11 protein-coding genes are annotated in these 13160 nt (G+C 67.8%); 1 reads left to right on the plus strand and 10 read right to left on the minus strand.

The window, feature by feature from the left end:
- Positions 1-14: 14 nt before the first annotated feature.
- From purU to BLT64_RS14285, 6 genes are all read right to left on the minus strand, one after another.
- Entirely contained in the window at positions 15-899 is an 885-nt protein-coding gene (gene purU / locus BLT64_RS14260; RefSeq protein ID WP_011748893.1) for a formyltetrahydrofolate deformylase, read from the minus strand.
- A gap of 71 nt (positions 900-970) precedes the next feature.
- Positions 971-1879: a bifunctional methylenetetrahydrofolate dehydrogenase/methenyltetrahydrofolate cyclohydrolase FolD gene (gene folD / locus BLT64_RS14265; RefSeq protein WP_011751123.1), complete on the minus strand. Its 909-nt coding sequence runs from the start codon at positions 1877-1879 to the stop codon at positions 971-973.
- Between the two features lie 2 nt (positions 1880-1881).
- Positions 1882-2448: a sarcosine oxidase subunit gamma gene (locus BLT64_RS14270; RefSeq protein ID WP_011751124.1), complete on the minus strand. Its 567-nt coding sequence runs from the start codon at positions 2446-2448 to the stop codon at positions 1882-1884.
- A complete protein-coding gene (locus BLT64_RS14275; protein WP_011751125.1) occupies positions 2441-5371 on the minus strand; it encodes a sarcosine oxidase subunit alpha family protein in 2931 nt (976 codons plus the stop codon). Before BLT64_RS14275 ends, BLT64_RS14270 begins: the two co-directional genes overlap by 8 nt.
- Positions 5368-5652: a sarcosine oxidase subunit delta gene (locus tag BLT64_RS14280; RefSeq protein ID WP_041530728.1), complete on the minus strand. Its 285-nt coding sequence runs from the start codon at positions 5650-5652 to the stop codon at positions 5368-5370. The genes BLT64_RS14275 and BLT64_RS14280 overlap by 4 nt, the downstream gene beginning before the upstream one ends.
- A 7-nt stretch (positions 5653-5659) precedes the next feature.
- Positions 5660-6910, minus strand: a complete 1251-nt coding sequence (locus BLT64_RS14285) for a sarcosine oxidase subunit beta family protein (RefSeq protein ID WP_011751127.1) — start codon at positions 6908-6910, stop codon at positions 5660-5662.
- A 125-nt stretch (positions 6911-7035) separates the two neighbouring features.
- Here BLT64_RS14285 and BLT64_RS14290 point away from each other — a divergent pair, with 125 nt between their 5' ends.
- Complete coding sequence (locus tag BLT64_RS14290; RefSeq protein WP_011751128.1) at positions 7036-8202, plus strand: GlxA family transcriptional regulator; 1167 nt, start codon at positions 7036-7038, stop codon at positions 8200-8202.
- A 197-nt stretch (positions 8203-8399) separates the two neighbouring features.
- Here the strand turns inward: BLT64_RS14290 and BLT64_RS14295 are convergent, their stop codons facing one another.
- The 4 genes from BLT64_RS14295 to BLT64_RS14310 form a co-directional block, all read right to left on the minus strand.
- Complete coding sequence (locus BLT64_RS14295) at positions 8400-9401, minus strand: ABC transporter substrate-binding protein (protein ID WP_011751129.1); 1002 nt, start codon at positions 9399-9401, stop codon at positions 8400-8402.
- A gap of 86 nt (positions 9402-9487) precedes the next feature.
- On the minus strand, positions 9488-11131 hold the full coding sequence (locus tag BLT64_RS14300; protein WP_011751130.1) for an ABC transporter permease: 1644 nt from the start codon (positions 11129-11131) through the stop codon (positions 9488-9490).
- Entirely contained in the window at positions 11128-12189 is a 1062-nt protein-coding gene (locus BLT64_RS14305) for an ABC transporter ATP-binding protein (protein ID WP_011751131.1), read from the minus strand. Before BLT64_RS14305 ends, BLT64_RS14300 begins: the two co-directional genes overlap by 4 nt.
- A 28-nt stretch (positions 12190-12217) precedes the next feature.
- The gene (locus tag BLT64_RS14310; RefSeq protein WP_011751132.1) at positions 12218-13027 is read right to left on the minus strand and encodes an inositol monophosphatase family protein; all 810 of its coding nucleotides are present in this window, start codon (positions 13025-13027) and stop codon (positions 12218-12220) included.
- Positions 13028-13160 lie beyond the last annotated feature (133 nt).

Consider the following 13160-nt stretch of genomic DNA (forward strand, 5'->3'; position numbering starts at 1 on the left):
GCCCCGTGCCGCTCTCAGCCCATGCGCTCGCTGGCGTAGCTGCCGGGCGAGGCGGGGAAGACCACGGTCTTGTTGCCGTTCAGGAACACCCGGCGATGGATATGGGCGTGGATGGCGCGGGCCAGAACCTGGCTCTCCACGTCGCGGCCCAGCGAGACGTAGTCCTCGGGCGATTGCGCATGCGTTACCCGGATGATGTCCTGCTCGATGATCGGGCCCTCGTCCAGGTCGGCGGTGACGTAATGGCTGGTCGCGCCGATCAGCTTCACCCCGCGCTCGAAGGCCTGCTTGTAGGGGTTGGCGCCCTTGAAGCTGGGCAGGAAGGAATGGTGGATATTGATGATCCGCCCCGACATCTTCCTGCACAGGGCATCCGACAGCACCTGCATGTAGCGCGCCAGAACCACCAGTTCGGCGCCCGAATCCTCGACCACCTGCATCAGCTGCGCCTCGGCCTGCGGCTTGTTCTCCCTCGTGACCTTGATGCAGTGGAAGGGGATGTCGTGGTTCACCACCACCTTCTGGTAGTCCATGTGGTTCGAGATCACCGCCACGATCTCGATCGGCAGCGCCCCGATGCGCCAGCGATACAGAAGGTCGTTCAGGCAATGGCCGAAGCGGCTGACCATGATCACCACCTTCATCTTCTCGGCCTCGTCATGGATGGCATAGTCCATGTCGAAGGGCTTGGCCGGCTCGGCCAGGCCCGCGCGCAACTCCTCGAGCCCCACGCCTTCCTCGGAGACGAAGCTGACGCGCATGAAGAAGCGCCCGGTCTCGATGTCGTCGAACTGGCTGGAATCGGTGATGTTGCAGCCGTGCTCGGCCAGGAAGCCGGCCACGGTGGCGACGATGCCGCGGGTCGAGGGGCAGGCGACCGTCAGCGTGTATTTCTTCATCTGGCTCTCCACTGAAAGGGCAAGGGCCCTGATTTCCTTCTTGTGCGCATATCCGGGGAACCGTCAGGCGGTCAGCCCCCCGCCTCTGCGAAATCGGGCTCGGGCAGGCCGTTGGCCCGGCAGCAGGCGGTCAGCGTATTCGCGAGCAGGCAGGCGATGGTCATCGGCCCGACGCCGCCCGGCACCGGGGTGATGGCGCCCGCCACCGGCGCGGCGCTGTCGAAGTCCACGTCGCCGACCAGGCGCGAGCGGCCCGCCTCCTCGATGCGGTTGATGCCCACGTCGATCACCGTGGCGCCCGGCTTGATCCAGTCGCCGCGGATCATCCGCGGCCGGCCCACCGCCGCGACCAGGATGTCGGCCGTCCGGCACAGCCCGGCCAGGTCGCGGGTGCGCGAATGCGCGATGGTCACCGTGCAGCTTTCGTTCAGGAGCAGCTGCGCCATCGGCTTGCCGACGATGTTCGAGCGCCCGACCACCACCGCGTTCAGCCCGGACAGATCGCCCAGCGTGTCGCGCAACAGCATCAGGCAGCCCAGCGGCGTGCAGGGCACCATGGCCTTCTGCCCGGTCCCCAGCAGGCCCACGTTCAGGACATGGAAGCCGTCCACGTCCTTCTTCGGGTCGATGGCGTTGATCACCGCCTCGGCATCCATGTGCCGGGGCAGCGGCAGCTGCACCAGGATGCCATGGACGGCCGGATCAGCGTTGAGCCGTTCAATCAGCGCCATGAGTTCGGCCTGCGCCGTCTCGGCCGGCAGCTTGTGCTCGAAGCTCGCCATGCCGGCCTCGCGGGTCTGGATGCCCTTGTTGCGGACATAGACCTGGCTCGCCGGATCCTCGCCCACCAGCACCACCGCCAGCCCCGGCACCACCCCGTGCGCGGCCTCCAGCCCGGCAACCGCCGACGCAACGCGGCCCCGGACACCAGAAGCAAAAGCCTTGCCGTCGATGATCGTGCCGCCGTTCCTTGCAGCCATGTTCACGCCCCTTCCCCCTTCAGGCGCCCGGCGGTTTCCTCGAGCGCGTGCCAGAGCGCGCCGGCCAGCGACCGCATGCCGATCACCGCCAGCCGGTCCTCGCCCCGGCGGATCAGGAAGACCCCCATGTGATGCAGGCCGGTGCGCGTGGCCGAGCCCGGCCCGAAGGCCGCGGCGTCGATATTCACCAGCTTTTCCATCAGCGCCCGGATCGGCGCCCCGCCTCGGTCCGAGACGACCTCGAAAGCGGTCCAGCCGTCGCTCTGCTCGGTGATCGAGCAGCCCGGTGCCTCGGCCGCCAGCGCGGCGGCAAAATCGCTTTCAGCGCGGTCCTCGGCCTCGATCATCCATTGACCGGGGCCGGTCCAGAAAGCGGCAACGCCTTGGCCCGCCTGCCATGCGCCCGGTCCCGGCAGGGCCAGGCCCAGGGGCGCGGGCTGCGTCGCACCCCTGCGCAGCGCCAGCGAGGCCAGCGCCAAGCCGGCATTCTCGGTGATGGTCAGGGCACCGAAGGCGTGCCGGGCGGGGGCGTGCGCGCCCAAGGCGGTAATGGGGGTCAGGTCAGTCACGCAGGCGCCCTCCTTCCGGGTCGATGAAATGCGGCGGGACGACGCGCAGCGCCACCTTTTGCCCCTGCAGCGGATTGGCGGCGATCACCGTCTCGCCCATGCGGGTGCCGCCATCGGCCAGGAAGCCCAGCCCGATGCTTGATCCGACATGCGGCGAATGACAGGCCGAGGTGATCCAGCCCTGGTCGGTCTCGGTCCGATGCTCGGCCCCCTCGGCGAAAAGATGCATGCCGGCAAGGACGGGCTGCGCCGGATCGACCGGTTGCAGCCCCACCAGCACCCGGGTTTCGGCCGCCAGCCCCTCGCGCCGGGACATCACGGCGCCGATGCCGTCTTTCTTGCTGCTGACCATGCGGCCCAGTCCCAGCATCTGCGCCGTGGTCTGCCCGTTCAGCTCGTTGCCGGCGGCATGGCCCTTTTCGATGCGCATCACGCCAAGCGCCTCGGTGCCGTAGGGGGTGGCGCCCAGATCGGCGCCTTTCTCCATCAGCCGCTCGACCAGCGCCTGGCCATAGCGGGCCGGCACCGCGATCTCATAGGCCAGCTCGCCCGAGAAGCTGATGCGGAAGAGCCGCGCCCGAAGCCCGCCGCAAACCATCAGGCCAGCGCAGGCCATGAAGGGAAAGGCCTCGTTCGACAGGTCGAACCCGTCCACGATCCGCTCCAGCAGCCGGCGTGCATTGGGACCGGCCACGGCGATCTGCGCCCAGGCGTCGGTGGTCGAGATCAGCTGCACGTCCAGCTCGGGCCAGAGGCATTGGCGGGCGAATTCCATCTGCCGATAGACCGGCCCCGCCTGGGCGGTGGTGGTGGTGGTGACGTAATGATCCTCGGCCAGCCGGGCGCAGGTGCCGTCGTCCCAGGCCATCCCGTCCTCGCGCAGCATGAGGCCATAGCGGACCATGCCGACCTTGAGGCTTTTCATGGCATTGGCATAGATCCGGTCGAGAAACTCGCCGGCATCCGCGCCCTGCACATCCACCTTGCCAAGCGTGGTCACGTCGCAGATGCCGACGCCCGCACGGGTGGCCAGGACCTCGCGGTCCACGGTCTGGCGCCAATGCGTCTCGCCCGGGCGGGGGAAGTATTGCGCCCGCACCCAGGGTCCGACCTCGACAAAGACGGCGCCCTGCGCACGCGCCCATTCATGCGTGGGCGTCAGGCGGCGCGGGCGGAAATGCGGCCCCGTGTCGCCGCCGCCCAGCACCGACAACGACACGCCGCTGTAAGGCGGGCGAAAGATCGTCGTGCCGGTTTCCGGGATCGGCTTGCCGGTCAGTTCCGACATGACCGCCAGGGCGGTGACATTCGCGGTCTTGCCCTGGTCTGTGGCCATGCCCAGCGTGGTCCAGCGCTTCAGGTGTTCGACCGGGCGCATGTTTTCCTGATGCGCCAGCTTGATGTCCTTGACGGTCACGTCGTTCTGGAAATCGACCCAGGCGCGACCCTTGCCCGGCACGTGCCAAAGCGGGCGCAGACCGGCCGGCGCATCCTCGGCCGCCGGCAGCTCGGCGGACCGGGCCTCGATGCCAAGCTGGGCCAGCGCCTCGACCGCCGCCCCGGCGCCCGAGCGCAGCGCGGCAGCGGTGCTGCCCTGCCCCTTCGCGGCACCGGCGGCGATCAGCCCGCACGGCCCGCCCTCGCCGGGGACGAAGGCCTGCAGCGCCGCGTCCCAGACCGGGCGGCCGCGATGGTGCGAGGCCAGATGCACGTTCGGGTTCCAGCCGCCCGCGACGCCGAGCGCGCCGCAATCCAGCCATTCCCTGCGGCCGTCGCTGTCGATCTGGACCCCGCGCAGGCCCAGGCGGCCCTTGGCATCGCAGACCATGCCGTGGACCAGCCGGTAGTGGCCCTGCGCCTGCGCGTCCGAACGGCTGTCGATCACCGCCGCGACCTCGATCCCCTTGGCGGCAAGGTCCAGCGCCGTGCGGTGGCCGTCGTCGTTATTGGTAAAGATCGCCACCCGCCTGGCCGGGCTGGCCGCCCAGCGGTTGGCATAGGCGCGCATGGCGCCGGCCAGCATGATGCCGGGACGGTCGTTGTTCCGGAACGGGATATGCCGTTCGATGGCACCGGCGGCCAGCACGGCGCGGCTGGCGGTGATCCGCCAAAGCGTCTGGCGCACCTGCCGCCCCGGCTCGGGCAGGTGATCGGCGACACGCTCGACCGCGCCATAGACGCCGTGGTCGAAGGCGCCGATCACCGTGGTCCGACACAGGATGCGGACATTGGGCAGCGCCGCAAGCTCGGCCTCGGCCTGCGCGACCCATTCGGTCGCCGGGGCATCGTCCAACAGATGGCTTTCGGCAAGCAGCCGACCGCCCAGGCGGAAATCCTCGTCGGCCAGGATGACCCGCGCCCCGGCCCGGCTAGCGGTCAGCGCCGCCGAAAGACCCGCCGCGCCGCCGCCGATGACCAGCAGGTCGCAATGCAAAAAGCCCTTGTCATAGGCATCGGGATCGGGCTGCATCGACAGGCTGCCCAAGCCCGCCGCCCGGCGGATCGCCGGCTCGTAAAGCTTTTCCCAGAAGGCGCGCGGCCACATGAAGGTCTTGTAATAGAAACCCGCCGCGAAGAAGGACGAGAACAGGTCGTTCACCGCCAGCAGGTCGAAGCCCAGCGGGCCGACATGGTTCTGGCTGGCGGCCTCAAGCCCATCGTAAAGCTCGGCCACGGTGGCACGGCTGTTGGGCTCTTTCCGGGCGCCGCTGCGCAGTTCCACCAGCGCATTCGGCTCCTCGGACCCGGCCGAAAAGACGCCGCGCGGCCGGTGATACTTGAAGCTGCGGCCCATCAGCCGCACGCCGTTCGCCAACAGCGCCGAGGCCAGCGTGTCGCCGGGATGGCCGGCATAGGTCCGGCCGTCGAAGGTGAAGCGCAGGTTGCGGGCGCGGTCGATCAGCCCTCCGGTCAGCCGGGTCATGCGGCACCGCCTTTCAGCTTGACGTCGCGCGCTAGCTCGGCGCCCAGGATCTCGTGCGTGGTGGTGTCGCGGGTCACGACCAGCCAGGAGCGGTCGCCCTGCTCGTGAAACCACAGCTCGCGATGCACACCGGCAGGGTTGTCGCGCAGATAGACGTATTCGGCAAAGGCGGCCTCGGCGCCCTCGGCCATGCCGTCGGGGCGGTTCAGCAGCACGGCATCGCCCAGATAGGTGAATTCCTGTGCGTCGCGCAGGCCAAGAAGGGGATGGGGGATCAGCATGGCGACCTCAATGCAGGTTCGGTTGGGCACCCACGCCCTTTTCGTCGATGACATAGCCGCGCGTGAAACGGTCCAGGCGATAGGCGCTTGCGGTTTCGTGCGGGCGGCCGGTGGCCAGCAGATGGGCAAAGGCATAGCCGCTGGCGGGCGTCGCCTTGAAGCCGCCATAGCACCAGCCGGCATTCAGATAGAGCCCCTCGACGGGCGTGCGGTCGATGATCGGGCTGCCGTCCATGGACATGTCCATGATGCCGCCCCAGACGCGCAGCAGCCGCGCCCGGCCGATCATCGGCATCAGCGCCATGCCGCCCTCGGCCACGTCCTCGATCACCGGCAGGTTGCCGCGTTGAGCATAGGAGTTGTAGCCGTCGATGTCGCCGCCAAAGACCAACCCGCCCTTGTCGGACTGGCTGACGTAGAAATGCCCGGCGCCGAAGGTGATGACGCCCGGGATGGTGGGCTTCAGCCCCTCGGAAACGAAGGCTTGCAACACATGGCTTTCGATGGGCAGCCGCATCCCCGCCATGGCCATGACCCGGCTGGACGAGCCCGCCACCGCCACGCCGACCGTGCCGGCGGCGATATAGCCGCGCGTCGTCTCGACCCCGCTGATCCGGCCGCCGTCGATGCGAAAGCCGGTGACCTCGCAGTTCTGGATCAAGTCGACGCCGCGCATGTCGGCGCCGCGGGCATAGCCCCAGGCCACGCCGTCATGGCGCGCGGTCCCCGCCCGGCGCTGCAACAACCCACCCTTGATCGGGAAGCGGGCATTGTCGAAGTTCAGGAACGGCGCCATGGCCCGGACCTGCTCGCGGTCCAGCAACTCGGCATCCGCGCCCGCCAGCAGCATGGCGTTGCCGCGCCGGCGGAAGGCATCGCGCTGCGCATCCGTATGGCACAGGTTCAGGATGCCGCGCTGGCTGACCATGGCGTTGAAGTTGAACTCCTGCTCCAACCCCTCCCAAAGCTTCATCGAGAACTCGTAGAAGGGCTCGTTGCCCGGCAGCAGGTAGTTCGAGCGGATGATCGTGGTGTTCCGCCCGATATTGCCCGAGCCGAGCCAGCTTTTCTCCAGCACGGCGATGCGCGCGCGGCCGAATGTCTTGGCGAGGTAATAGGCCGTCGCCAGCCCATGCCCGCCGCCGCCGACGATGATGTAGTCATAGGCCGGCTGCGGCTCGGGGTTGCGCCATAGCGGCTTCCACCCCTTGTGCCCGGTCAGCGCCTCTCTGATGACCCGCAAGCCCGAGAAATGCATGGCGATAATCTCCTTCTTCGACTCGAATCTGGCACAGCCTGGCATTAGCGATGCGCCAGAAAGGGACATTGCCTTGCCTGTTTCGGACATGGATGGCAGGCTGGCGGCGAAATCCAAGGTCCACCATGCGCCCCGATTCCCGCCCCCGCCGCTACGGCTTCCTGCTGCTGCCGGATTACGCGCTGATGTCCGCCGCCTCGGCGGTCGAGCCGCTGCGCGCGGCGAACCTGCTAAGCGGCCGTCCGCTCTACGACCTGCAATTCGTCTCGATCGAGGGGGGCTTCATGCCCAGTTCGGTCGCGGGCGGGTTCGAGACCATCGCACTGGCCGAGGCCGACGAGAACCTGGACATCCTGTTCGTGGTGGCGGGGGGCGATCCGTTGGCGCAGCGCGATCCCCGGGTGCTGGCCTTCGTGCGTCGGCTGGCGCGGCGCGGGGTGGCGCTTGGCGGCATTTCGGGCGGGGCGGCGATTCTTGCTGCGGCGGGGGTGATGGCGGCGCGGCGCTTTACCATCCACTGGCAGCATCTCGATGCCATGCGCGAGACCTGGCCCGATGCGCTGATCGAGCGACGCCTGTTCGTCATCGACCGCGACCGCTTCACCTGCGCCGGGGGCATGGCGCCCTTGGACATGATGCATGCGCTGATCGCTTCGGCGCATGGAGCCGCGCTGGCGCGGGCGGTCAGCGACTGGTTCATCCATACCGGCATCCGCGAAGCCGAGGCGCCACAGCAGCTTGATCCGGCACGTAAATACGACCTTCATCATCCGGCGCTGGTTGCCATGGTCGAGCTGATGACCAGCCATATCGCCGATCCGCTGGGGCTGGAGGACCTGGGCCAGCTTTGCGACATCACTCCGCGCCATCTGGAGCGGCTGGCCCAGGCGCAGCTCGGCGAAAGCGTGATGCAGTTCTATCGCCGACTGCGGCTGGACAAGGCCCGGGAACTGCTGACGCAATCCGGCCTGCCGCTGGCCGAGATCGCGTTGGCGACCGGCTTTGCCAGCCGCAGCCATTTCAGCCGCAGCTTTCGCGCGCAGTTCGGAATCAGCCCCTCATCGCGGCGTCAGAACCATGCGCGGCCCGAGGGTCAAGCATGCTCCGCAACACCGCCGAGCAGCATATCCCAGAAGGCATCGCCTATTTCGGCCGGGCGCAGCGCGCCTTGTTCGGACGACAAGGAGGCGCGGTGCGGATCGGATAACGGGTCCGCGGGTTTTCCGTGCCGCGCTCTGCACGGATCGGGTCCCGTGCGCCCTTCCATCGCTCCGCATGACCGGCTGGCGTGATGCAACGAATGCGCCCTGGCATTTTGATGCACCAGGAAAGCCGATGCCGAACGGGATCACAGCCTTAGGAAGCCTCCATCATCTCTGCGTGGGATTGGCGCCGATGCCCATCACAGCCAACAAACAGGCGAAAAGACTTCCCCCGTCACACCGCCCGGCACCAGGACCGGGCGGCATTTCGTCGCGAGCAGGGGCCGTCAGTTGGCGGATTGCAGATAGCCTTGCCAGCGCGCCAGGAATGCATCGCGCCCAGCTGCCGCCTCGGTCTCGTCGGTGGGAAAGACCTTGATATCTTCGATGGCGGGCAGGTCGGCATGGTCGCCCACCACGATGTCGCTGCGGCTGGGACGACGGAAGGTGCTTTCCAGCAGCGCGACCTGGGTTTCCTTCGACAGGATCGCGTCCATCGTCCGCTGCGCCAGTTCGGGGTTGGGCGCGCCCTTCACCAGCGCCATGAATTCGGTCGAGGCGAAGGTGCCTTCCTCGGGATAAACCAGCGAAATCTCGGACTGGCCGCCAGCGACATAGGCATAGGCATTGGCCTCGAAGGTCAGGCCGGCCACGAATTCGCCCTGCGCGACGCCGCGCAGGATGGACGAGGCCGAGCTGTTCACGGTCACGTTCTGCGCCAGCTTCTCAAGCGCCTCGGGGCCCATCAGCTGGTCGATCCCCCACAGGATCGTATAGGCGGTCGAGCTGTTGTTCGGATCGGCGATGGCCAGCTTGCCCTTCCAGGCGGGGTCCAGGAAATCCTCCCATTTCGTCGGGGCGGGAATGTCGCCAAGCTGGTCGGTGTTCACCATCGCGACGACGACATGGCTGAAGGTCGCAGTCCACAGGTCCTCGGGGTGGTGCAGCGCCTCGGGGATCGCGTCGAGCTGGGTCGAGCGATAGGGCTCGAACATCTCGCGGAAACCGCCCAGGGTGTTTTCGCTGGAACTCCAGAACAGGTCGGCCTGCGGGGCGGCCGCCTCGGCTTCCAGCCGGCGCAGGAGCTGGCCGCTGCCGCCGGTGATGGTGCTGAGCGAGATGTTCGGCTCAAGCTGGCGCAGGCTGTCGGTCGCCGCCTCGACCGCTTGCGCGGGCGAGGGCGTATAGACGACGACCGTGCCGCCGGCGTCCTGCGCGAAGCCGACTGTCGGCAGCAGCGTGGCGGCAAGGCCGCACAGCACGACGCGGCGGGTCAATCCAGGGTTCATGTCTTTCCTCCTCTGCATATCCGGGGCGATGTTTCGATGTGACGGCTGCCGGCCCTGCCCCGGACGGGCCGGCCCTGTTTGGGTGCCTAGCGGGACGAGAACAGCTCGACCCGGAACAGCTTGGTCGCGACGAAGATCGGCACCAGGATCACCGCCAGCAGCAGCACCCCCATCGCCGAGGCCTGCGCCATCAGGTTGCTGTCGATCAGCTTGTAGATCTGGATCGGCATGGTCTCGCGCCCGCCGGAATAGACGATGATCGAGGCGCTGAGTTCGGAAACCGTCACCGCCCAGGTCAGCACCATGGCCGAGGCGATGGCCGGCACCATCAGCGGCAGCACCACCTTGAAGAAGCTGGGCACCGGCGCCACGCCCAGGCTGATCGACGCCTCCTCGATGGAATCGGGGATGTTGTAGAGCGTGGACGAGGCGCTGCGCATCGAGAAGGGCAGCCGGCGGATGACATAGGCCAGCACGACGATGGCCCCGGTTCCGGTCAGGTGCAGCCAGCCGCTGTTGAAGGACATGGCCAGCCCGATCCCGATCGCCGTGCCCGAAAGCGCCAGCGGCAGGGTGCTGAGATAGTCCAGCGCCGGGGTGAACAGGTTCTTTTTCTTGACGATCATGTAGCTGACCAGCGTGCTGATCCCGATGCCGATCAGCGTGGCGACGGCGGAATAGATCAGCGTGTTGAGGATCGGCGTGGGATTGGTCAGCAGCAGCCGCTCGAAATTCGCCAGCGTCCACTCGCCCCAGCGCATCACCGGCCCGCGCGAGACGGTGAAGGCCCCGGTGACCAGCATGATCAGCGGCATCAGCGACACGATCACCACCGCGCCCGCCGCGCCGCCGATCAGCCAGCCCTGGCGACCCGACAGCGGCACCGGCCGGGCATTGCGGCCCTGCACCACCTGATAGCGCCCGCGCGACAGGATCCAGCGCTGAAGGAACAGCACGATCACGATCAGCCCGACCGCGACGCTGGCCAGCGTGCTTTGCATCACCGGGTCGGCCCCACCCTCGGCCACGGCGGCCTGGTAGGTCATCACCGACAGAAGCCGCACCTTGCCGCCAAGGATCGACGAGGTGCCGAAATTGCCCATGACCATGGTAAAGACCAGCAGCGCGCCGGCCATGACCGAGGGCATGATGACCGGCACCAGCACCTTGAGCCGCGACCTGACCGGCGAGGTTCCAAGGCTGCGCGCGGCTTCCTCAAGCTGCACGTCGAAGCCGCGGATCGCCGCCAGCGTGCTGATATAGACATAGGCGTAATAGGTGAAGGTCAGCGAGACGATCAGCCCCGGCCAGCCGTAGAAGCTGGGCAGGATGATGTCGACGCTGCGCAGCGCGCGGGTGACGACGCCGTTGTTGCCGACCAGCATCAGCCAGGTCTGCGCGGCGATGACCTCGGGGATCACCAGCGCGATCAGGGGCAAGAGCGCCAGCGCCGACTTGCCGGGAAATTCGTAACGCGAGGCCAGATAGGCCAGCGGCACGCCCAGGCAGACCGACAGCGACGTCACCGCCGCCGCAAGGACCAGCGTGTTGCGCACGGCCTCCAGATAGCGCGGATCGGCCAAGAGTTGCGCCCAGCCATTCCTGTCGCCGCCGCCCAGGCTGCCGGTCAGGATGGTCAGCAGCGGATAGAGCAGGAACACCACCATGACCACCATCGCGGCCAGCGAGATCCACCACCATACGGTGCGGTTGCCGATCCCCCTGCTCATGACGCCAGCACCAGGGTCTTCATCGGGTCGAAGGACAGGTCGACATCGGCGCCGGGCATATAGCGGTCATGGCCGTCGCCATGGGTCTCGACCGCCAGCGCGACATCGGCGCCGATCCCGATCAGGTAATGCGTCTTGCCGCCCAGGTATTGCCGGCGGCTGACGGTGCCCTGCACGCAGTTGGCGCCGCCCGTGCCTTGCGGGGACAAGGCGATATCCTCGGGACGCGCGATCAGCACGGCCCTGGACCCGGCCAGGGGGGCCGGAACGCGCGCCGAAATCGAATGCCCGCCCAGCCCGACGGTGACCATGCCCTGCGCCGCGCCGGGTGCGTCGATCTCGACCGTATTGGCCGCGCCGACGAAATCCGCGACATAGGACGAGACCGAGTCGCGATAGATCTCGGATGGCGTGCCGACCTGTTCCAGCCGGCCGCTTTTCATCACCCCGATCCGGTCGGACATGGCCAGCGCTTCCTCCTGGTCATGGGTCACGAAGACGGTGGTGATCCCCGCCTCGCGCTGCAATTCGGTGATGGTGTCGCGCACCTGCACCCGCAGCTTGGCGTCCAGGTTCGACAGCGGCTCGTCCATCAGCAGAACCGTCGGCTGGATCACCAGCGCCCGGGCCAGCGCGACCCGCTGGCGCTGGCCGCCCGACAGCGCCGCCGGATGCCGCTGGCCCAGGTGGCCCAGTCCCACGCGCTCCAGCGCCTCGCCGACCTTGCGCCGGATGGTCGCGCCGTCCTGACCACGCGCCCGCAGCCCGTAGGCCACGTTGTCGTTCACGGTCTTGTCGGGAAACAAGGCGTAATCCTGGAACACCATGCCGATGTCGCGCCGATGCGCCGGCAGCCCGGTCACATCCTTGTCGCCGAACAGGATCCGCCCCGCCGCCGCATCGATGAAGCCCGCGATGGTGCGCAGCAGCGTGGTCTTGCCGCAACCGGACGGGCCCAGCAGGGTGAAGAACGATCCGGGCTCGATCTTCAGCGAAAGCCCGTCGATGACACGGTGATCGCCATAGGCGACGCCCAGTTTCTGGATATCAATCCCCATTCGGTCTGTCTCCTCCCCCGAAAACCGCCTAGCGCATCGCGCGCTGGACCAGATCCAGCGCGTCGCGATGCCGTGCCGGATCGCCCGCCGCCAGGATGCGCGGGCCGCTTGACAGGGTCAGCGGCTGGCCGTCCCAGTCGGTGACCACGCCGCCCGCGCCCTCGATGATCGGGGTATAGGGGGCCAGGTCGTGGATCTTGAACTGCGTGTCGATATGGACATCCGTCCGGCCCGAGGCCAGCAGCCCGAAGCTGAGGCAGGCGCCGCCATAGATGCGCCATGCCGTCGCCTCGCGCAGCGCGTCCAGCGCGGGATATTCCGAAGGGTGGAAGAAATCCGGGTTGCAGACCGACAGGATCGCGCTGCCGATGTCGGCACAGCCCCGCGTGCGGCAAGGGTTGCCGTTCAGCAGCGTCGGCCGGCCCGCGATCCCGGTCCAGCGGTTGCTGCCCGACGGGTGGTCGATGATGCCGATCACCGGCTTGCCGCGATGCATCAGCGCGATCAGCGTGCCAAAGACCGGCATCCCGGCGATGAAGGGTGCGGTGCCGTCGATGGGGTCCAGCACCCAGACGAACTCCGCATCCGGGTCCGAGGCGTCCTGCTCTTCGCCCACGACGCCATGGTCGGGATGGGCGTCAGCGATCAGCTCGCGCAACCGCATCTCGATGGCCAGGTCCATGTCGGTGACGAAGCTGCGGTCGGCCTTCATCTCGATCGCGCGGTCCTGCGCGACCACGTCCAGAAGCATTCGGCGGCTTTCATCGGCCAGGACCGCGGCAAAGCTTGCAAGCCCATCAAGGATCGCGTCATTCGATTTGTTACTGTTCGTCAACACCTTGGTTCTTTCTCCAGATAGCCTGCACCGCATGGCGGACCGTGCATCGGTCGCGCACCGATAGCCCGTCGGAGAGCAAGGCCGATCAGGCACCCGATGCGGATGCCGGCCCGGTCCCGGTCGTGCCGGGGCA

Source organism: Paracoccus denitrificans (assembly GCF_900100045.1).
Classification (GTDB): Bacteria; Pseudomonadota; Alphaproteobacteria; order Rhodobacterales; family Rhodobacteraceae; genus Paracoccus; species Paracoccus denitrificans.

Excerpts from the sequence above, each read along its gene's own strand:
- purU (WP_011748893.1), bottom strand. The coding sequence starts at position 899 with ATGAAGAAATACACGCTGACGGTCGCCTGCCCCTCGACCCGCGGCATC.
- folD (WP_011751123.1), bottom strand. The coding sequence starts at position 1,879 with ATGGCTGCAAGGAACGGCGGCACGATCATCGACGGCAAGGCTTTTGCT.
- BLT64_RS14275 (WP_011751125.1), bottom strand. The coding sequence starts at position 5,371 with ATGACCCGGCTGACCGGAGGGCTGATCGACCGCGCCCGCAACCTGCGC.
- BLT64_RS14280 (WP_041530728.1), bottom strand. The coding sequence starts at position 5,652 with ATGCTGATCCCCCATCCCCTTCTTGGCCTGCGCGACGCACAGGAATTC.
- BLT64_RS14285 (WP_011751127.1), bottom strand. The coding sequence starts at position 6,910 with ATGCATTTCTCGGGCTTGCGGGTCATCAGAGAGGCGCTGACCGGGCAC.
- BLT64_RS14290 (WP_011751128.1), top strand. The coding sequence starts at position 7,036 with ATGCGCCCCGATTCCCGCCCCCGCCGCTACGGCTTCCTGCTGCTGCCG.
- BLT64_RS14295 (WP_011751129.1), bottom strand. The coding sequence starts at position 9,401 with ATGAACCCTGGATTGACCCGCCGCGTCGTGCTGTGCGGCCTTGCCGCC.
- BLT64_RS14300 (WP_011751130.1), bottom strand. The coding sequence starts at position 11,131 with ATGAGCAGGGGGATCGGCAACCGCACCGTATGGTGGTGGATCTCGCTG.
- BLT64_RS14305 (WP_011751131.1), bottom strand. The coding sequence starts at position 12,189 with ATGGGGATTGATATCCAGAAACTGGGCGTCGCCTATGGCGATCACCGT.